The organism is Chryseobacterium tagetis, from assembly GCF_016735585.2.
Taxonomy (GTDB): Bacteria; Bacteroidota; Bacteroidia; order Flavobacteriales; family Weeksellaceae; genus Chryseobacterium; species Chryseobacterium tagetis.
The window spans coordinates 69,330-89,926 of sequence record NZ_JAERSE020000004.1; the positions used below are offsets into that span (position 1 = coordinate 69,330).

The window sequence follows — 20,597 nt, forward strand, 5'->3', positions numbered from 1 at the left end:
CAAATACAAAAGCTTTTTGAGCACCTTAAAACAACTAAGAGATTTGTCTGTTTTTATAATTTCACCATTAAGATATTAAGATTCATTAAGGGAAACATCAAGGATGTCTGGTAAAAAAGAATATTTACTCTACTCCTTAAATTTCTTAATCCCTTAATGGTTATCATAAGATTGAAAACGATCTATTTTTGAATAAAGCTATGAATATAGTTTTCCAAAGGTTTAGGAAATGACCTGTCATGGAAGTTTTCAAAATCAGAGATTATATACTGATCTGATTCTTTCAAAGCCTTCCAAAGGGATGGTGAAGTCACCTCGACATCAAAAATTTCGATCTCCAGATTCTTGTGGGTCAGTTTATGGCTGATGTTTTTTACTCCTTTAATAAATGGTTTCAGTTCTTCGGAAATCTCTGGCAAGAATTCAAACAATTTTTTCCAGATAAAATCATCTTTTCTTTGCTGAATTAAAAAATTTCCATTTCTGTGAACAAAGTAATAGGTAAGCTGAAGGTTTTCTGCTTTCACTTTTTTTGTTTTTACAGGAAACGAAGAAATCTTCTCTAAAGAAAAAGCCAGACAATTTTGGTTTATTGGGCATTCTCCGCAAAGAGGATTTTTAGGTTTACAGATTTCCGAGCCCAAATCCATCATCGCCTGATTGAAATCTCCTACTTTTTCAGGCATGATCAAAGTAGCCAGCTCAGAAAAGTAATTGAAAGCTTTTGAATTGGATATATCAAAATCATCGGCAAAGAAACGGCTTAGCACACGATAAAAATTACCGTCAACGGCAGGCATTTTTCCATCGAAGCAAATGCTTGAAACGGCAGCAGCAGTATATTTTCCTACTCCTTTCAGTTTCAAAATTTCTTCATAGTCGGAAGGAAAAGAGCCGTTATAGTCTGTCATGATCTGTTTGGCAGCCTTATGAATATTGATGGCTCTTGAATAATACCCCAATCCTTTCCAATGCAGTAATACCTCATCTTCATCAGCGTCCGCCAATGTTTTCACATCGGGAAATCTTTTGATAAAATTATTGTAATGGTTTAGCCCTTGATTTATTCTGGTTTGCTGAAAAACAATTTCACAAATCCAAATTTTATAGGGATCTTTTGTCTGCCTGAAAGGTAAGTCTCTTGCGTTCTCTTTATACCAGTGAAGAAGCGTATTACCAATATGCTGAAAGTCTGAACCGATGTTATTCTTTTCCAAAAATCCGTCTCATTTTTATGGGAGCAAAGATACTTTATTTTTTCACTTCAAAAACGGAAGCTCCTTTCACCCACTGATATTTAAGATGTTTTTCTTCTGCAATAAACCGAAAGCCTTCCAGTTTTTTCAGATAAACATAGATGGCAGTATCTTTTTTCGGTGTCAATTTTTGAGTAGACAGAAACTGGAAAGGAAACGCGATAACTGAATCTCTGGTTGTTTTTAATACATTTCCGGAATCCACTTTGTAAATAAAAATTGATTTTCCACGGCCGGAAGAACTGTCAGTAAGTTTAATTTTGGCCGTTGAAATCACAAGCTGACTGCCATCAAAACATTCTTGTTGGCTCATTACATAAGCTTTGCCTTCCTGTCTTTCATCTGCAAAAAGGTCGATCTTATGTTCAATTTGCGGGCGTTTTTCTTCACAGCTCAGTATACACAGCATGAAAAGCACTGATAAAAAGCTTATCATTTTCATATTGATTTAATTTTGGTGGTTTGATATAGAAAAACCGATGTTTACAGCATCGGTTTTTCATGGATTATTAAGTGTTGTTATATTATTCCTGAGCGTATTCAGCATCCCATTCGTTCCCGTCATCTCCTTTGTGTCCGTCTAGTTTAATCACAAAACTTTTTGTAGGGAAATAAGGGGTCAAACGAATATCTAGCCAAACTCTGTCTTTGTTTACTTTGTCCTGTTCGAAACGAACAATCTTAAATTTCTCGATCAGTTTATCGGCTCCTTTGATCCCATCAAGGAAGCTTACAATCTGTCTTCTAAGATCGTCTTCGTTTCTTGCATTCCAGTTTTCAAAGGCTCTTCTGTTTAAGAAATCCAAAAGAACTTTAGTTACATAATCAAATACACGAACCACCGAATAGGTCTGAAGCCCGATATTGTCTCCTGTAAATAATGTTTTTGCGGAGAAAGCCATGATTTTACCGTATTCATTGACCATAGGAACCAATCCCATTTTTTCCAACTGAGAAATTTCGCTTTTCTTCAATTCGAATTTTACGGCATCTACCTCGTTGATGTTACCATGCTTTTTACCCGCAGCAACCTGAGACATCAGTGTTTTATGAATTTTTCCAGCTAATGAAGTGGAAGGCGGAAGTTCTACGTTTTCTTCTTCTCCTACTTCTTCTGCTTTTCCACGGCCCACAAGCCAGTTACACGTCATAATCACGTTACTTCTGTGCAATTCACCACCTGTAAGGTTCGCAGAATGGAATAAGTCTACCACATCATCCGGTTTGTCAAGGTTTGCAAAGTCTGTAACCATCATTACTTTGTTTTCATTACAGATTTTCGCCCATTTTTCAATAACCTTGTTTGATCCTAAGTAACCCGGAATTGCCAGAATTGAGTAGTTATCTCTAAGGTCTAAACGGTCATAATAGTTCTTAAATTCTTCTGCAATAGCATCGATATACAGCGGATTATCCAAATCTGAAACCTGATCTAAGCTTGCATTCACAATGCTTACATTATCTACTTTGTCAAGCTCTGTATTTTTGTAAAACTGAGCGACTGTTCTGTAATTAGTTTCTAATAAACGAACAGCATCCAATGTATTTTTCAGATTGGTTTTCAGGTTCTGGTCTGCCTGCTGTGCTTTATTTTTGCAGGTATCTGCCATTTTATCTGCAGATTCGTTACCTTCTAAGAGGTTTACCCAAAGGTTGATCTTCTGAAGAAGTTCTTTTCTTTCGTCTCCTTTGTTGTTATCATTAAGGAAGATTTCTTTCCTAGCTTTTCTGGTAGGGTTCATGTTGGCAATGCCATCCACAACAGATTCAACAAAACCGAAACCACCTATTTTATTAAGTTCGGCAAGAGGATTTCCTTTCGGTTGTCCTGCGTGTTGCTGTTGCCCTTGTTGTTGGCTTTCAGCTGCCTGTAATTTACTATCCATGATGTAATGTAAAGTCTTTAAAATTATTTTTCAAGTTCTTGTGCCACTTCTTTCAACACTTCCACAAAAGCAGCTCTTGTCTGCTCGTTTTCCAACATATTACGCAGAATCTTGTTCGTCTTCAGCTGACGAACGATTTTATTATATTGCTCCTGCTCCATACTAAGCTGCTGCAAATAATCTGATTTCTGAGTAAGATTTTTGGGAGTGAAATCCGCAAGATTCTGAAAACGGAATTCCTCTTCCACCACATTGCCATCTTCCGTTGAATGCTGTACGCTTACAGAAGGCTGGAAATGTTTGAAGACATCATCCACAGTTTTTAATCCTGTTACAATTTCGGGAGTATAAGATTCATCGGTTGTAAGCTGGCTTACTATCAAAGACTTATTTTCTTGTATTTCCTGAATAGCTTCATTAGCGTCTACTTTTACCTCGTTGCCGCCAACACCATAATTAAACATTGCCATATTATTAATATTTTGAGATTTTTTGGTTTGGTGTGAATTGGTTTTGTCTGAATCAAACAAATGCCCAATCCAATGTTTAAATTTAAAAAAAAACTGTAACATACAAAATTTTGTTATGATTTTTATTGGAATAATTAACAATTCCTATTATTAAGCTTCTTATTATAAAACCTTTACAAAGTCACTAAGCTATGAAAAACAAACAAAAAACGCATCATTTCTGATGCGTTTTTCTTTCTAACAATTTTTGGTTCTATTACCAAATTTTTATTCTGTCTTCAGGAGCTTTATACATTTTGTCTCCCGGTTTTATATCAAAAGCTTTGATAAACGCATCCTGATTCACCAAAGGACCGAATGCTCTGAAAATTCCCGGAGAGTGCGGGTCTGTTTTCACCTGATTCACCATATACTGCTCTGTAGCTTTGGTTCTCCAAACGGTTGCCCAGCTCATAAAGAACCTCTGATCCTGAGTAAATCCACTGATCAAGCCTGGATTTCCATGGTCTTTCAGATACATTTGTAATGCATCGTAAGCTACAGCAACGCCTCCTAAGTCTCCGATATTTTCACCGCTTGTAAATTTCCCGTTTACAAAGCTTCCTTTTACGGGTTCGTAGCTGCTGTACTGTGCTGCCAACTGACCAACTTTTGCATCAAAATTCTTACGGTCTGCATCCGTCCACCAGTTATTTAAGTTCCCGTCTCCGTCGAATCTTGAACCACTGTCATCAAATCCGTGAGAGATTTCGTGACCGATAACGGCACCAATTCCACCGAAGTTAACAGCAGCATCTGCTTTTGGATTGTAGAAAGGCGGCTGAAGGATAGCAGCAGGGAACACGATTTCGTTGTTTGAACCACTGTAATAAGCATTTACCGTCTGCGGCGTCATTCCCCATTCTGTTTTATCAACAGGTTTTCCTACTTTGTCCAGACTTTTCTGGTATTGCCAAGCGGAAACATTCTGAAGGTTAGAGTATAAAGTTGCACCAACTTTTGGAGATTCTACTTTCAGTTGAGTGTAGTCTTTCCATTTATCCGGATAAGCAATTTTCACTGTGAATTTTGACAGTTTTTCCTGAGCTTTCACTTTGGTATCAGGAGACATCCAATCCATATCATTGATATGCTGTTTGAATGATTTCAAGATATAGTCAATATAAGTTTCCATCTGAGCCTTGGCTTCAGGCGTGAAATATTTTTCAACGTATAGTTTTCCGAAAGCTTCTCCAAGTACACCGTTTACAAGGGAAAGACCTCTCTTGTTCATCGGACGCTGCTCTTTTTGTCCCTGAAGGTATTTGGAATAGAAATCGAATCTGATCTGCTCCAGATTTTCATCCAGATTGCTTGCATTTCCATTGATCAGGTGATATTTCAGATAGTCTTTCAACAATGGAAGGTTCTTTTGTGTAAGGAACGAATCCATGTTCTGATAATATTTCAATTCGCCAACAATTACTTTATCAGTATTCACTCCGGCATCTTTTAAATATTTCGGAAGGTTTACATTTTTCACCAAAGCAGATAATTCTGATACATTTTTCGGATTGTATCTTAAATTCGCATCTCTGTTTTGCTCAAGGGTCAATAGGTAGTTTGCCAGTTGTTTTTCGAAATCAACAACATTTTTAGCAGCAGCCTCTGAATTTTTATATCCTAAAACACCGAACAGCTTTCCAACATAAGACTGGTATTCTGCCAAAGTTTTGGTATTGGCTTCGTTTACTTTCTGATAGTAATCTCTTCCCAAACCAAGATCCGGACCGCCAAGATATACCGCATTCATGGTAGAATTTTTCATATCTGCACTTACTCTCCATCCGTAGAAAGAGTTGTCACCCAGTTTTGTCGCTTCCAACAGATATTTCTGAAGATCATTGATGTTTTTAATGGCATCAATTTTTGCCAGATCTCCTTTGATAGGTGCCAAACCTTCAGCATTTCTTTTGCTTGTATCCATAAAAGATGCATACAGGTTCTGAATTTTCTGACCTTCTGATCCTGCAGGATATGTTTCGGATAAAATTTTGTTCAAAATATCCAAAGAAGCATCATCCACATTTTCTCTCAATGCATTGAAAGAACCCCAACTTGCTTTATCTGAAGGAATCTGAGTGGTTTTCACCCAATTTCCGTTCACATAGCTAAAAAAATCATCTTGCGGACGAACAGATTTGTCCATATAAGACAAATTGAGCCCTTCTTCTTTTACTTCCTCTTTTTTCACCGGCTCTACAGCAACTTCTTTCATCGTTTCTGGTTTTTGAGTTTCAGCAGTTTTTGTCGTACCACACGAGTTTAAAAATACTAACCCTGAAAAGGCAAGTATCCCAATATTTAGCTTTTTCATTAAAGATAATTTTTGATTTTACACAAACTTACCAAATATACGAATAGTTTGTTAATGAATAGCTTTATCATTACATGCTAAACAAAACCAGAACATTTCTCTTGTAAAAGCAAAAAATTATTCATTCTAAGACAGATTAAAAAGGTAGAAACTAAATTAAACGTACTTCACCTGTAACTTTTACAATATCTGAGTTTTCATATCCTGTTCTTTTAATATTAATTGTTCCATCTGTATTTACAATAGACTCTAAAATTGTTGAAGCAGATACACCTGAGGAAGAAAACTCATAAAAACTATTTCCTATAAAAAAGCCTTTGTAATAATTTATATCAATTTGTGTTTCTACTTGAATGTTTATGTAAACTATTTGTGTCCATGTATTCTTTATCATCGTTTTAAGAGAAACTAAATTGGCGACTGTGGAATCAGATTCAAAACCTGAAGGCCCATCATACCCACGTGTATACTGTCCTGAATAATTTCCAGCAATCAATCCTTTTGCATTTTGAATATTTGCCAGATAAGAAGGAAATCTTGCTTTAGCATTAATATTAAAGTTTGCTCCAAAATCACTCATCGAAAGATTATTAATAGATTGAGGATAAGATGTATTGAAACTTATCTCCATACCATATCCATAATCATCTTCGGTATTTTCGAACAGCTGATTACCCGGCATACTAACAAAAGAATTATTGGCTAATAGGTGAATATTATTTAAAGGGAGCCCATTGTACTTTATAAATCTAATATTATCTCTGTCTAAAAAATTTATATAGTTATTATCTAAAGTAAAATTATAAATGTAACTATTGAATTCTAATGCTCTATTGAAGTTTTCAATATAAGAATTGACAATTGAACAATTGTAGACATAAGAGTTAAACTGCATTCCTGTTTGTACTCCTTCTATGGAAATCGCATCAAAATGGCACGCTGTTAAAGGTCCGTCAAATTTATAGCCTATCATCGCATTTGTTGCTATTAAAGCTTTAAATACATTTAAATTTAAATCTCCTGAAAAAATAAATCTCTCACCTACTCCGGTTTCATCTGCATGGCTAGATCGCAGATCATTAAAAACTGTATAATAATTATTTACTGATTTTAATAATGTGGAAAAATTCACAGAAGAAATATTAAAGATTTCACAACCCTGATGCCAATCTTTAATAACCAATGCCGGAGAATTTACATTACTTAAACTTGTCTTCAGGGAAAAATTACAAAATTTAATACCTATCGAATATCTATAATCTGGGGCTGTTCCTAGTGCGCTAACCAAATTCCCATTAGCATCATAATATCCTGACTCAAAAACAGTGGTGTCTGTAGTTAATAAGAAGGTAGATTCGTTAAAATCATAAGTTTTCGAAGCCATTTCAAAGTTATGATTTTGAGGAATATATATTTTTTCAGATATAACATAGGTACCCTTTCCTGCTGTTACAGACAGTTTATATTTATCTGCTGAAATGATAGCTTGCTGAATTGCATCTGAGCATTCTGTAATTCCATCTGGCAAAGCACCAAACCATCTGATATCAACTCTGCTATCTTCCAATACTCTTCTATAGTATATTGTTCCTACTTTTTTAAAAAGGATATCATCACAATCAGCATCCGTGATGTTGCTTCCGTTATATGTTTTATTTGATTCTATAAATGTGGTCCATTCTCCAATGTAAGGATCATTAATTTCAATTGTATTCATTATTCTAAATTTGATGTTAATAAAAAGAAATAGTACACTTGCAAGATTTATTTCTAAATCAAAGATATCCTCAGAGAACGCCAAAACATGTCGTATTAAATAAAAAAACCGTTCATTTCTGAACGGTTTTGAATATTATTGATCTGATGATTACCAGATTTTAATTCTGTCTGAAGGAGCTTTATATAATTTATCTCCTTGTTTCACGTCGAATGCTTTGTAGAATGCATCAACGTTAAGTAACGGACCGAAACTTCTGAAATATCCAGGAGAGTGTGGATCTGTTTTTACCTGGTTGATCATGTATTTCTCACTTGATAAGGTTCTCCAAACGGTTGCCCAGCTTAGGAAGAATCTTTGATCCTGTGTATAACCACTTATAGATCCAGGGTTTCCTTTGTCTTTAAGATACATTTGTAATGCATCATAAGCAATGTTTACACCACCTAAGTCTGCAATGTTTTCACCGTTTGTGAAAGTTCCGTTTACGAAAGTTCCTTTTACCGGCTCATATTTGTCATATTGAGCAGCAAGTGCTTTTGTTGCTTTTTCGAAGTTTGCTTTGTCTTCCGGAGTCCACCAGTCAACCAAGTTTCCGTCTGCATCGAACTGTGCTCCTGAATCATCAAATCCGTGGCTCATTTCGTGACCGATAACAGCACCGATTCCACCGAAATTAACAGCAGCATCTGCTTTAGGATTGAAGAAAGGCGGCTGAAGGATTGCAGCAGGGAATACGATTTCGTTGTTTACCGGGTTGTAGTAAGCATTTACAGTCTGTGGAGTCATTCCCCATTCTGTTTTGTCTACTGGTTTTCCGATTTTTGCCAAATCTTTGTTATACTGCCATTCTCCTATATTCTGAAGGTTACCGTATAAGCTTCCTCCTTTAGCTTCAGAAACGATATTTAATTTTGAATAGTCTTTCCATTTGTCAGGATAAGCAACTTTTACGGTAAACTTGTTCAGTTTTTCCATTGCTTTTACTTTCGTTGTAGAAGACATCCAAGCTAAGTTGTTGATGTGAACGGCAAAACTTTTCTTTAAGTAATCGATCAACTCAACCATCTGAGCTTTGGCTTCTGCAGGGAAATATTTTTCAACGTATAATTTTCCAAAAGCTTCTCCTAAACTTCCGTTGATTAGCTCATACCCTCTCTTGTTTAAAGCTCTTTGTTCCTGCTGACCTCTTAGGTATTTACCATAGAAAGCAAATTTCATGTCACCCAATTTTTCGCTCAGGTAAGAAGCACTTCCGTGGATCATGTGGAACTTCAGGTAATCTTTAATTACAGGAAGATTTTTAGCATTGATCAAGTTATCAAAATCTTTATAGAAACCGATTTCCCCGATAATTACTTTATCTGTGTTTACTCCCACTTTTTTAAGGTAAGCCGGAAGATCAACTCCTTTTACCAATGTTGAAAGCTCAGCCATTGTTCTTGGGTTGTACTGAAGGGTATTGTCACGGCTTTGCTCGTTGGTAAGGTAAGTTTTTGCCAAACTTTTTTCGTAATCTACAATCCCTTTTGCAGCAGCATCAGCATTTTTGTATCCTAATTCTTTTAGCATAGAAGCTACATACTTTGTATATTCTGCAATAGCTTCTGTATTTTTTTCGTTTACTTTCTGGTAATAATCTCTTCCTAAACCAAGAGACGGATTACCCAAATAAACCGCATTCATTTTAGAGTCTTTCAAATCTGCATCAATTCCCCATCCGTATAAAGTATTTTCACCTTCTTTTGTTACGGAAATCAGATAGTTCTGAAGATCTGCAAGATTTTTGATCGCATCAATTTTCTTGATGTTTTCCTGAATAGGTTTGATTCCATCAGCATTTCTCTTCGCCATATTCATGTATGTCGCGTACAAATCCTGAATCTTTTTCCCCTCTGTACCATCTGCAAATTTATCCTTCAAAAGAGAGTTCAAAATCGTCATCGAATTATTGTCTGTATCATCAGCCAATTTGTTGAAACTTCCCCAAGTTGGTTTATCGGAAGGAATTTTGGCAGTTTTCATCCAAGTTCCGCTCACATAGTTATAAAAATCATCTTGTGGACGAACTGATTTATCCATCAAGCTAAGGTCTAAGCCTTTGTCTGTAGCCTGAGCGTTCACTGTCTGTGAACCAATCCCTGCTAATAAAGCCAAAGAAAGTGTTAATTTTTTCATTTCTAATTACAATTTAACAATAAGTGTAACTTTTTTTTAATTCGTTACTTTTTAATGGAAACAAATTTAATTAAATATTAAGAAGCTGCAATTTCTTTTACATTTCCGGTTCGTTTCAAAAATCCCCAGGTCTGCATTTCCCCTTTCAGAGCCTTTCTCAGACTTCTGAATAGTACAATATACATGAGCCATCGGTACCCAAAACGTTGTGGTATGATGTATAATAAGTTCACCAATTTCTCTCTCTGCATGATAAAAGCAATAAAAGCCAATGAAGCATCTACCAAAAGAAACAGTAAATAATAACTGAATATTTTACTTCCGTTTCCGGATAAAATCCCGAAAAACATAATAACATCGGCAAGCGGTGAGAAAAACGGAATAATATATTGAAACAACAGAATATTCGGCATTGCCCAAAGTCCTAGACCTTTATATTTTGGATTCAGGAAAGTCTGTCTTTGTTTCCAGAACATCTGCATGATTCCGTAGGTCCATCTGAAACGCTGTTTTAAAAACTGCTTTACGCTTTCAGGAGCTTCTGTAACGGCAACAGCACGGTTTTCATTGGCAACAGTATATCCTTTTCTCAAAATTTTCACAGTAATATCACAGTCTTCTGCCAAGGTATCAGAAGAATATCCTCCCACCTCATCGATCACAGATTTTCTAAAGGCTCCAATCGCACCCGGAATGACGGTGATCGCATTGATATTAGCATATGCCAATCGGTCAAAATTCTGACTGGTGGTATATTCTATTGATTGCCATTTGGTCAACCAGTTTACTGTATTTCCTACTTTTACATTTCCGGCAACAGCGGCGATTTTTTCTTCAGGATTTGAGTTTAAAAATCTAGAAATCAAATATTTTACAGCATTTTGTTCCAGTTTGGTATCTGCATCTATACACACCACATATTCCGCATCGGTCTTAGTAATTCCGAAATTTAAAGCTGTTGCTTTTCCGCCATTGGTTTTGGTGAAAATTTTCAGTTTCGGATGATCAGAAAATGCTCCTTTTGCTTTTTCGTAGGTAGAATCTTTACTTCCGTCATCCACCAAAATAATGTTGAAATTCGGGTAGGTCTGTTTTAATAAATTATGCAGGGAAGAAACAATATTCACTTCTTCATTATACGCAGGAACAATGATGGAAACTTTCGGATAAGATTCCAATACCGGAAATTCTCCTAGTTTTTTTTCTTTTCGTCTTTCTTTAAACGCCCAATACAGCATGATAATCAGTCTGATCAGTCCCAATCCTATAAAAATAGTAAAAAGCGCTACCAAAAAGTGACTGATTCCATAGATAATAGTCGCTAACACCAAATTAAGCTGCATTACGTAATACGCTCTTGTTTTGGGAACTGCGGGCATTAATTCTGCTTTATTTTTATGTAAAATCGTTGCAAGGTTGGTAAAGTGATAGCCTTGTTTCTGTAAGGTCGGGATAAGAATTTTCAATGCTTTTACCGTTTCTTCCCGGGTTTCACCCCCTGCATCATGAAGGAGAATGATATTTCCACGTTCTGCTTTTACTCCTGCCAATACACGTTTTACAATCTCGTCTGCTTTTATTCCGGGTTGCCAGTCTTCCGGATCAATATTTTCACCAATATCCAGGTAGTTTTGCTGTCTTGCCAAAGCCACCGGAACGATTTCCTCGGAAGTTGTAGGTTCTGAGTCGGCATTATAAGGTGCTCTGAAAAGAATAGTACTGTGTCCTGTAATACACTCTATCAGCAGTCTTGTAAGCTTTAATTCCAGCAAAGCTCTTTCAGGGCTTACTTTAGCAACATTTTCGTGGGTAAAGGTATGGTTTCCTATTTCATGACCTTCTCTGTAAATTCTTTTAACTAAAGGAAGGTTTTTTTCGGCATTTAATCCTACCAAAAAGAATGCAGCCGGAACATGGTATTTGGAAAGGATATCTAAAACCTGCGGCGTATAAGTCTCATCCGGACCGTCATCAAAAGTAAGAACCAGCTCTTTCTGAGGAGCTTCTCCATATTTTTTCACTTCATAGGAACTCGGATAAGTCAGGTAATTTTCATCGGTAATGATCTTTTCTTTCGGATCTATTTCCACCGCAATTTTACCGTCGTGAGGCGTATTTAAAACATCCAGCACTTCACCATCTCCGATGTAATCTACCATTGTTTGACCTTTAACGTTTTCCAGTATTTTTAAATTCAGTTTTGACAAGCCCGCAAACGTAAGATCTTTATCATAGAAATTCCAGATACGGCTGTCTTCACTTCCCAGTCTCCAAAGTGCGGTTCCTGCCAACGGATATTCGGATGAAAAACGCATCGTGTTGAAAATAGAAGCCGCATCATTGAAAAAAACAGTATGGGTATTGTTTTTTGAATCGGTATATGAGTAGTTTAAATTAAATGTATTATCATCAAAATTGATGACTGCTTTACTGGCACTCGCTTTTGTGATGGCCTGCATATAGGTCACGGAACTGTTGTCTTCCTTATTAGTACTCCAGTCGTATCCGTAAGCTCCCAATCCTAATATGATTTTGTTTGGAGAGGTTTTCTGTAAAAATTTTCCGGTTTGTGCTTCCACCCATTTTTGTGAAGAAACAGGTCCTGCATCGCTGTCCGCAGAATACTCGTCATACGCCATTAATACAAAATAATCTACATACGGATTCAGTTTCTGGATATTATAATCATCATTGTCCGTCATTACATCCATGGTAACGAGCAGTTTATTTTTCTTAAAAGTATCGGAAAGTTCCTTCATAAAGGCAATCAGGTTCTCATCAGAATCCAGGTTCATCTCTTCAAAGTCGATATTGATTCCCTTAAAATGATAAGTAAGACACTGCTGAGCCAGCTTTTGGATAAGCTTTGTTCTCTGCTGAGGATTATTCAGCACTTTTCCCAGTCCTTCAGAATGGAATTCCTGCTGAAAATTGTTACTTAAAATAGGCATTGCCGCAACGCCTGTTCTTTTAATGACTTTGTAACCTTCGGGATCCACATTCGTTTTAAGATCACCCGTTTTCGGATCAAGAAAAAACCATTCTGGAAAAACCAGATTGATGTGTTTGATATTTCTTTTTAAAGACATCAAAGACTGCGGATCCCAGGCAACATAGAATGCAGATCGTATTCCGCCGGGAAACTGTGCCCAGTTTCTGTTTTGGTTTTTAAATCTTTCCGCTCTTGCTTTCTCAATTTTAGCAAGATTGGTATGCATTGTTTTTTCAGAAATAAAATTTCTGAAGCCTTTATATTCTTTTGAGATTTTATTTTCCTGAAGAAAAGGTTTACTTGCCGTAATTACAGCCTTATAATCTTCTTTGAAAGGTATTTTAGGACTTCTGTCCAGTTTCATCATCAGACCTAAAGCCAGAAAAAGCAATATCGCAATGAAGATGAAAATACGGCTTCCCCACTGTACGTTTCTCCAGCGTTTTTTGTTATCTGTCTGAAAAATCTGTCTTGAGTTTTCCACTATCTTAATTTTTTTTCAATGAAAGTCAAAAAGCATGAAAATCTATTTCGAATTTAATTAAAAAAAAATTAAAATTAGCTGGCTTTTAATTATTTATCAGGATACCCACCAGATCCTGAATAATTTTCTGGGAAACAAAATCCATAAAATCAAGCCGTTCCAGATGAGGCATATATAATTTTGAAGTTATTTCTTTATCATTCACACGAATCGTGTAAAAAACAGTGCCGATATCTTTTCCGTCCTCTCCTTTCCCTGGTCCTGCAACACCTGTTGTAGAAAGTGAAATATCAGTTCTGAATAATTGCTGGCAACCTTCTGCCATTTCCGAGGCAACCTGCTCACTTACGACTGTAAATGTATCTACTGTTTCCTTTTTAACTTTTAAGATCTCAATTTTCTTTTCTGTTGCATAAGCGACCATTCCGCCCAAATAATATTTTGAACTTCCGGAAACCGAGGTGATCATTTTTGCCAGTTCACCGCCTGTACAGCTTTCAGCCGTAGAAATTGTTAATTTTCTCTCCGTCAGAATTTCTGCAAGAATTTTCTCGATTTTATCTTCTGAAGTCGCAATTACATTGTCTTTAATTAAAGGTAGCAATTTTTGAATTTCATTTTCCAGTTCCTGCTGTAAAACGGCTTCATTATCTCCGCTTCCGGTCAATCTCAGTTTTACACGGGTTCCGATCGGAAGATAGGATAACGAGAGATTTTCCGGTAAAGCCAATTCCCAAGGTTCTATGGTATCTGCCAAAATACTTTCAGGAATTCCCACCACAGAAACAATTCGTGTCGAAATATAATTCAGGTTAAATTTCTCCTGCAAAAAAGGAACAATCTGATCTTTAATCAGCGGTTTTACTTCATAAGGCACTCCCGGCAAACTGAATAACAATTTCCCGTCCTGCTCCATCATCATACAAGGTGCAGTTCCGAAATGATTTTGAAAAACGGTGGATTTTGTAGGAACAAAAGCCTGTTCGCGGTTTCTCTCCAGAATTTCCAGACGGCCGCGTCTTTCCATATAATTTTTAAGATGATTGAATGTGGCTTCGTCCAGAGCAATTTCATCATTAAAGAATTCAGCGATCGCTTTTTTGGTCTTGTCATCTCTTGTTGGTCCTAAACCACCGGTTGTAATAATTAAATTTCCTGTTTCAAAGGCCAATTCAATTGTTTTTTTGATGGTTTCTATTTCATCTGAAATCGTAAAAATCTGTGAAACTTTAATTCCTATATTTTTAAGCTCAGTAGCAATGAAGTTAGAATTGGTATCAACTGTATTTCCGGAAAGGATTTCGTCACCAATAGTAATCAGAACAGCATTTTCCATATGTATTTTCGAAAAAATATTTTATACAAATGACGGAAAATTCTCCGGTACCGACAATATAAACTGATTTTTTCTATTTTTGGCAAAAATTGTTTAAAACTATAATTAAGAATAATGTCTAAATATGATGATGCTTCATGGCATTCCGGAGGAGATTTTCCCGAAGGACTTCCTGAAAAAAACGGAGCAACCCATACAGGAATGTTCCTTAACTGGTGCATTCATCACGATCTCATTTCCGATGAGCTGAAAGAGGATGCCAGTGAAGAAATTGAAAAATTAAAAAGAAGAGAAGTCACAGGTGCGGAGTTCGTTATGGATGCTCTAGACGGAAAATTTTCCGATGATGACCTGAATGATATGGGAAACAGTTTTGCTAAAGATTATTATGCAGACGACACCGATTTTGGAAACAGGTTCAGTTCATTTGCCGATGACTACATCAATCTTTTTGATGCAAAAGCAGAAGAAAATGATTACGAGTACGAAACTTTTTACCATATTGAAGATACCTACGAAAACTATGATCTGATGAAACAGCTGATAGATCACCGTTTTGAGGAATGGAAAGAGTATAAAAACTTGAATTAATCATTGAGTTTGTCATTCTGAAAGAAGCAAAGCATATTGAAGAATCTCGCTGTAATATAAAGGAAACTTCAAAATTTCCCGATAACAGAGATTCTTCCTTCGTCAGAATGACAAAACAATGAATAATTAATTATGCTTTACCCAAATCAATTCATTTGTATTGTATCCGATATTTTTTGCTTTTTCTAAAAAACGTTGTCGGATACTTTCGGGAATTTCTTTTGTTCTGGAGAGAATCCAGAGGTATTTTAAACTGTTTCCTGCAACCAAAGCATACTGGTAATCTTCATCAATGTCAATGACATTATATCCTGCCCAAATTGGCTTAAAAAACGAAACTTTCAACCGTGCCTCATTTTTATCTTTCACGAATTTCGCTTCCCCAATGGACTCTTTCCATTGTTTTTTAACGTAATTGTAGCCTTTATTATCTACGCGAATCGTACCGTCCGAATTTTGGGAATAGGTTGCCGTTACATTATCCATATCTTTCTCGAATTTGTAATCGAAGCGGGCTATTTCATACCATTTTCCGAGGTATTTTTCTGCATTGAAGTTTTTCACGGCAGTGGCACCTTTAGGAATTTTTACAGAACATGAATTGAATATCATAAATCCTAAAACACCTATGGATACCGGAATGGCAATTTTTTGAAAAGTTTTCATAATAGAGATCTTTGTGTGGTTCTTATGAAAAGTTCAAAAATAATGCCTGAAATTTTTGCTAAATGTTTTTTGATTTTAACGCAAAGTACGCAAAGATTTTTTACTACTAAATGTTTTTAAGTTCGCAAAGGCGTTTCACTTAGCTAAGATTATAATTTACGAATATTCTACGAGAAAACTTTCAGAAAGCTTTCTTTGAAACTTCCGGAAACTTCAATCTCTGTTTCATCGGAAAGGGTTGCCGTTCCGCTTTTGTGGTAAGATTTCACAAAACTGGTATTGATGATATGCGACCGGTGAACTCTGACAAAAGGAGCTTCCAACAGATCATCAAAATGTTTTAAAAATCGGCATACCATCTTCCTCGAACCGTCTGTAAGGTAAACTTGTGTGAAGTTTCCGTCTGCCTGAAGCCGTACAATATCTTCAGTTTTTACCACATCAAAACCTTGAAGAGTCGGAAGAATTAACTGCTGTTTTTCGGGTTTTAATTTAAGATTTTCAAGAAGAATTTTATTACGGTTGAGTTCTTCTTTACTTTCCAGACTTTCTGCCACTTTGTTTACGGCTAAAATCAATTCCTGAATATCGATCGGTTTTAGAATGTAATAACTCGCCGATTTGTTCAGAGCCTGTAAAGAATATTGGGAAAATGCTGTAATGAAAATGGTTTCGTAAGAAAAATTCTTTGTGGCTTCCAATACATCGAAAGCATTTCCGAAAGGCATTTCCACATCCAGGAAAACCAGTTGAGGTTGTTTTTCGGCGATCAAAGGAACCGCTTCTTTAATGTTTTCCGCCTCCCCTAAAATCTCAACTTGTGGACAGTATTTGGTGAGATAATTTCTTAAAACATCTCTTGCAATAGCTTCATCGTCAACAATTATGGATTTTATCTTCATAGATTAGGTTTTAGGTTATAGGTTGCAGGTATTGTCTTAATCTTATACATTGATCAATTTATAAGTAATTTCTACAAAAACTCCCTGTTCATCTTTTTTATCGGTGATCCTGCATTGAATTTCCTGACGGTACAGATCATTCAGCAAAGTGATTCTTTCCAATGTATTTTTCATTCCGCGGCCTTCACGATTTTTTTGATGTTGTGTTTTTTGTTTTTTACTTTCTTCAATACCGATTCCATTGTCTTCAATGGTAATTTTTAAATGTTCATTGTCTTTTTTGAAACTTAGCTTTAAAAATCCCTTATTTTCTCTGTACCGTAATCCGTGCCAAACCGCATTTTCTAAAAAAGGCTGTATCAACATTCCCGGAACTTTAAGACTTTGGGTATTCAGACGTTCATCCACCTCAATTTCATAATCGAATTTATCTGAAAAACGTGTTTTTTCTAACGCAAGATAGTTTTGAAGCAGATCCAGCTCCTGCTGAAACGGAATAAAATCTTCAGTAGAGTTTTCCATCACGCCCCGCATAAGCTTTGAAAATTTCGTCAAATACTGATTGGCTTCCAGTTCATTGTTGGTAGCAATAAAATGATTCACAGAATTTAAACTATTAAAGATAAAATGCGGATTCATCTCACGTCTGAGTGACTGTAAAGCAATTTTCTTGTTTTTGATCTGAACTTTTTTCAGCGTTCTAAAAATAACGACAACCAAACCAACCATAACAAGTAAAGCACCAATGAGACTGTAATTGAAAACGTTTTTCTTACGGATCAGCTCGTCTTTCAGTTCTTTTTCTTTTTCCAGCTGTGAGATTCTTTCTTCTGTATCTTCCAGTACTTTCTGATCGATCAGACTTCTGTCTTTAGAAACCAATTCCGGTAGTTTTCCCAGAAAATCTCTGTACAACAGAACTGATGCATCGATATTTTGAGAAATAGCATATAAACTATCGAGTTTTTTTACACTTTTCTGAGCTTCTAACGTATGTCCTTTTTCAAGGGAAAGTTTGTAGGCATTTTTTAATAAAGTGATCGCCGCTTCGGTATCGTTCTTTTTGAGATAAATATCTGCAAGCTCCTGAATCTGGTTTACTTTTTCCTGAGAATTGTCTTTTACAAAAGATTCTTTTAAAACCTCTTTTTTAGCTTCAATGGCCTTATCAAAGTTTTTATTTTCGACGTAAAAGTCTGTAAGCTTTTGACTGATTTCCAACGCCTGTTGCGGTGCTACCTGTCTTGAAACTTTGTAGGCATTATTCAGGTTTTCTTCGGCTTTGGGAATATTTTTCTGCTCAATATTCACGTCTGCCATTTGGCTGTAGCTTGCCGCCAAATCTCCTTTGTCTTTTTCTTTTTCGCTAATCTGGATATTATTCTGAATCACCGATGCTTTCTCTTCCTGAGAGTTGGTTGAAAGCCTTGTTGCATCATTTGAGTTTACCTGTTTACTTTTTTCGGTAAAGCTCATTTCAGCGGCTCTGCTGTAATTGCTTATTGCGGGAGTTATTTTCTTCTGTTTTTCCTGTGACTGGGCTAATTTTCGGCTTACTTTTTCAATGTTAGGTTTGTCATTAAGCTTTTCATAAATATTTTTAGCTTTTATATAATATTCTTCACTTTTCGGAAAATTACCGTCATTGAAAAAACTTTCGGCGATACTGTAATAAGAATCTGCCTGTGCGCTTTCATCTTTTTCATCAACAGCTTTCTTCAGTTTTTTACTTTCTTTTTGAACTTCCTGAGCAGTATTTATTGTTTGGGAATACATTTTACTCCCAAAAATCATGAACAAAAAAGCAATAAAAAGCCGCAACATTTTCATAAAACAAAGATATACATATATATAGTTTGTCCAAAAACTATTCACCAAGTGAAAACAGGTATTCACCAAGTGTACAGCTTCTGATTTTGATTATGAAGCTAAGTTTGTGTCATCATTTAATCTTACTACTTATGAAAAATCTATCTTTTTTAATTCATTTGGCCGTGTTACTTTTGAGCGGTCAGTCATTCGCTCAGACCAAATTAATTTCATATAAAAGCCATAGCGGAAATATGGAATACTTCGAAAAAAGTATTGTAGAAGACAGCTACAATACCAATTATTCCAATCTTGGAATAAGACCGGAACCTTATATTATCAATCCAAAATTAGACAGTGTAATTATCATTGATGATAAGAAAAGCGTGATCGTAACTTCAGTACTCCATAAAGACAGAAGGAATTCCAATACCGAGAAATGGAACACCGGAAGAGATACGGTGTACAATCATCCTATTTTTTCAAGCCAGAATATAGATAGTGTAAAGAATGTGCTAAGAAGAAATTATAATTTTGAGAATGATCTCGACAGTACTGTCTTTCTTAAATATGATAAAGAAACAAAACAGTATAAACCTATTCCCAGTAAAAAGACAGTAAAAACCGCAGAAATAAATAATACTAAATCTAAAGTGGATATGCTGTATTATCTTGTGATAAGCATTGCAGCATTAGCTTTTGTCGTTGTTTATAGAAAATCCCGTTAAGAGTTTCATCGCATCCCTAAATTACAAATGGTAAGAAGAATCAATACTTTTATCGGTGCTTTTTTTCTGCAGTTTATTATTTTTTTTCCGTTGAATTTCTTAAATGATTTTCAACGGAAATTCACTCAATTTGTTTTCGGAAGGAGTACCCAATTTTTACTGGAAACTATTTTCAGTAAAAAGAATCTAAGACTCGATTTCAGTTCGGATAGTTATTCGATGTTGGTTTTGTTGATTATTCTTCTGTTTACTTCCATTATTTTCAGCTGTCTGATAAAGAAAAGCTGGGCCAGTCGTTTTTTATCTATTACAGAATATGTATGTGTGATGTATATCTCTGTGGTTTTAATAAAATATGGTATCGATAAGATTTTTAAAACCCAGTTTCCGGAACCTGAATCTAATATTCTGTTTACCCGACTGGGAAATCTGGATAAGGATATTCTGTTTTGGAGCACAATGGGAACATCCAAGATTTATAATACAATCATAGGTTCTATTGAACTTTTCTCGGGTATTTTATTATTGTTCAGACGATCCCGGTTTTCAGGATTGTTATTGGCTGTCATTTGTTTTACTCAGGTATTTATTATCAATATTAGTTTTGATATTTCTGTGAAATTCTTTTCAGTAATCTTACTTGGAATGAGCATTTTTCTTGTAAGAAAAAAAGGTTGGGAACTTATTCTTAAAATCATCAATTTTCGGGATAAAACTTTTTTTGATCAACCCATATTTCTACCCTACACAACTTTTTTTAAGGTTCTGATTTTAGGAATGATCTTTATTAAAATAGGATTGCCTTATTTCAATAATGGTTTTGATACGGACGATAAAAAAGATTCTTTGGGTTTAGCAGGAGCCTATGAAATCATTTCATCTGACAGTCCTTATCAATATCTATTTTTTCATAAAGACCATTATCTGATCTTCATGGAAAAATCTTCAGAAAAGATGATTTCTTTTCATTATGAGATTTCATTTGATCAGCATATCATTATTGAAGATGATCAGCATACTGTTTCAAAACATTTATTAGTAAAAAATCAGAAAGATGATTCTATTATTTTTTCTTATAATCATCAGATCATAAAGGCTAAATCAGTTGACAGCAAAGGAATGAATGCATTACAGGACAGGTTCCATATTTTGGTGGATTAGTTTTTACTTTCATTCTTATTTCTTTCACCAAGTGAAAACCTCAGTTCACCAAGTTTACCAAATTT

The 20,597-nt window shown here is 35.6% G+C and carries 15 protein-coding genes; 3 read left to right on the forward strand and 12 right to left on the reverse strand.

All coding sequences use genetic code 11. The features are described 5' to 3' along the window. Nucleotides 1–182: 182 nt before the first annotated feature. The 9 genes from mutY to JI747_RS14260 form a co-directional block, all read right to left on the reverse strand. A complete protein-coding gene (gene mutY / locus JI747_RS14220; protein ID WP_225689563.1) occupies nt 183–1,217 on the reverse strand; it encodes an A/G-specific adenine glycosylase in 1,035 nt (344 codons plus the stop codon). 34 nt (nt 1,218–1,251) lie between these two features. Next, nucleotides 1,252–1,698 (reverse strand): hypothetical protein, encoded by a 447-nt coding sequence (locus JI747_RS14225; protein ID WP_225689564.1) that lies wholly within the window; start codon nt 1,696–1,698, stop codon nt 1,252–1,254. A gap of 82 nt (nt 1,699–1,780) precedes the next feature. After that, nucleotides 1,781–3,142 (reverse strand): DUF5458 family protein, encoded by a 1,362-nt coding sequence (locus JI747_RS14230; RefSeq protein WP_225689565.1) that lies wholly within the window; start codon nt 3,140–3,142, stop codon nt 1,781–1,783. Between the two features lie 23 nt (nt 3,143–3,165). Then, on the reverse strand, nt 3,166–3,612 hold the full coding sequence (locus JI747_RS14235; protein ID WP_225689566.1) for a type VI secretion system contractile sheath small subunit: 447 nt from the start codon (nt 3,610–3,612) through the stop codon (nt 3,166–3,168). A 256-nt stretch (nt 3,613–3,868) separates the two neighbouring features. After that, the gene (locus tag JI747_RS14240) at nt 3,869–5,968 is read right to left on the reverse strand and encodes a M13 family metallopeptidase (protein WP_225689567.1); all 2,100 of its coding nucleotides are present in this window, start codon (nt 5,966–5,968) and stop codon (nt 3,869–3,871) included. A gap of 151 nt (nt 5,969–6,119) precedes the next feature. Continuing rightward, entirely contained in the window at nt 6,120–7,685 is a 1,566-nt protein-coding gene (locus tag JI747_RS14245) for a glycosyl hydrolase family 28-related protein (protein ID WP_225689568.1), read from the reverse strand. 150 nt (nt 7,686–7,835) lie between these two features. Continuing rightward, nucleotides 7,836–9,863 carry a M13 family metallopeptidase gene (locus tag JI747_RS14250; RefSeq protein ID WP_225689569.1) on the reverse strand — a complete coding sequence of 676 codons (2,028 nt, stop codon included), beginning with the start codon at nt 9,861–9,863 and terminating at the stop codon, nt 7,836–7,838. 77 nt (nt 9,864–9,940) lie between these two features. Beyond that, nucleotides 9,941–13,339, reverse strand: a complete 3,399-nt coding sequence (locus JI747_RS14255; protein ID WP_225689570.1) for a polysaccharide deacetylase family protein — start codon at nt 13,337–13,339, stop codon at nt 9,941–9,943. Nucleotides 13,340–13,424: 85 nt separating this feature from the next. Continuing rightward, on the reverse strand, nt 13,425–14,675 hold the full coding sequence (locus JI747_RS14260) for a CinA family nicotinamide mononucleotide deamidase-related protein (protein ID WP_225689571.1): 1,251 nt from the start codon (nt 14,673–14,675) through the stop codon (nt 13,425–13,427). Nucleotides 14,676–14,789: 114 nt separating this feature from the next. Here JI747_RS14260 and JI747_RS14265 point away from each other — a divergent pair, with 114 nt between their 5' ends. Continuing rightward, entirely contained in the window at nt 14,790–15,266 is a 477-nt protein-coding gene (locus JI747_RS14265; protein WP_225689572.1) for a DUF7832 domain-containing protein, read from the forward strand. Nucleotides 15,267–15,392: 126 nt separating this feature from the next. On the opposite strand, the gene JI747_RS14270 is transcribed toward JI747_RS14265, so the two are convergent. From JI747_RS14270 to JI747_RS14280, 3 genes are all read right to left on the reverse strand, one after another. Then, the gene (locus JI747_RS14270; protein ID WP_225689573.1) at nt 15,393–15,932 is read right to left on the reverse strand and encodes a lipocalin family protein; all 540 of its coding nucleotides are present in this window, start codon (nt 15,930–15,932) and stop codon (nt 15,393–15,395) included. 167 nt (nt 15,933–16,099) lie between these two features. Then, on the reverse strand, nt 16,100–16,834 hold the full coding sequence (locus JI747_RS14275; RefSeq protein ID WP_225689574.1) for a LytR/AlgR family response regulator transcription factor: 735 nt from the start codon (nt 16,832–16,834) through the stop codon (nt 16,100–16,102). Nucleotides 16,835–16,876: 42 nt separating this feature from the next. Beyond that, nucleotides 16,877–18,610 (reverse strand): tetratricopeptide repeat-containing sensor histidine kinase, encoded by a 1,734-nt coding sequence (locus JI747_RS14280; RefSeq protein ID WP_225689575.1) that lies wholly within the window; start codon nt 18,608–18,610, stop codon nt 16,877–16,879. 185 nt (nt 18,611–18,795) lie between these two features. Here JI747_RS14280 and JI747_RS14285 point away from each other — a divergent pair, with 185 nt between their 5' ends. Both JI747_RS14285 and JI747_RS14290 read left to right on the forward strand, forming a co-directional pair. Beyond that, nucleotides 18,796–19,371: a hypothetical protein gene (locus tag JI747_RS14285; protein WP_225689576.1), complete on the forward strand. Its 576-nt coding sequence runs from the start codon at nt 18,796–18,798 to the stop codon at nt 19,369–19,371. Between the two features lie 27 nt (nt 19,372–19,398). Beyond that, nucleotides 19,399–20,532: a hypothetical protein gene (locus JI747_RS14290; RefSeq protein ID WP_225689577.1), complete on the forward strand. Its 1,134-nt coding sequence runs from the start codon at nt 19,399–19,401 to the stop codon at nt 20,530–20,532. The last annotated feature ends 65 nt before the right edge of the window (nt 20,533–20,597 follow it).

What these genes read in the sequence shown, in the direction of transcription:
- JI747_RS14225 (WP_225689564.1), bottom strand. Translation starts at nt 1,698, where the DNA reads ATGAAAATGATAAGCTTTTTATCAGTGCTTTTCATGCTGTGTATACTG.
- JI747_RS14240 (WP_225689567.1), bottom strand. Translation starts at nt 5,968, where the DNA reads ATGAAAAAGCTAAATATTGGGATACTTGCCTTTTCAGGGTTAGTATTT.
- JI747_RS14235 (WP_225689566.1), bottom strand. Translation starts at nt 3,612, where the DNA reads ATGGCAATGTTTAATTATGGTGTTGGCGGCAACGAGGTAAAAGTAGAC.
- JI747_RS14270 (WP_225689573.1), bottom strand. Translation starts at nt 15,932, where the DNA reads ATGAAAACTTTTCAAAAAATTGCCATTCCGGTATCCATAGGTGTTTTA.
- JI747_RS14245 (WP_225689568.1), bottom strand. Translation starts at nt 7,685, where the DNA reads ATGAATACAATTGAAATTAATGATCCTTACATTGGAGAATGGACCACA.
- JI747_RS14250 (WP_225689569.1), bottom strand. Translation starts at nt 9,863, where the DNA reads ATGAAAAAATTAACACTTTCTTTGGCTTTATTAGCAGGGATTGGTTCA.
- JI747_RS14265 (WP_225689572.1), top strand. Translation starts at nt 14,790, where the DNA reads ATGTCTAAATATGATGATGCTTCATGGCATTCCGGAGGAGATTTTCCC.
- JI747_RS14230 (WP_225689565.1), bottom strand. Translation starts at nt 3,142, where the DNA reads ATGGATAGTAAATTACAGGCAGCTGAAAGCCAACAACAAGGGCAACAG.
- JI747_RS14285 (WP_225689576.1), top strand. Translation starts at nt 18,796, where the DNA reads ATGAAAAATCTATCTTTTTTAATTCATTTGGCCGTGTTACTTTTGAGC.
- JI747_RS14275 (WP_225689574.1), bottom strand. Translation starts at nt 16,834, where the DNA reads ATGAAGATAAAATCCATAATTGTTGACGATGAAGCTATTGCAAGAGAT.
- JI747_RS14290 (WP_225689577.1), top strand. Translation starts at nt 19,399, where the DNA reads ATGGTAAGAAGAATCAATACTTTTATCGGTGCTTTTTTTCTGCAGTTT.
- JI747_RS14280 (WP_225689575.1), bottom strand. Translation starts at nt 18,610, where the DNA reads ATGTATTCCCAAACAATAAATACTGCTCAGGAAGTTCAAAAAGAAAGT.
- JI747_RS14260 (WP_225689571.1), bottom strand. Translation starts at nt 14,675, where the DNA reads ATGGAAAATGCTGTTCTGATTACTATTGGTGACGAAATCCTTTCCGGA.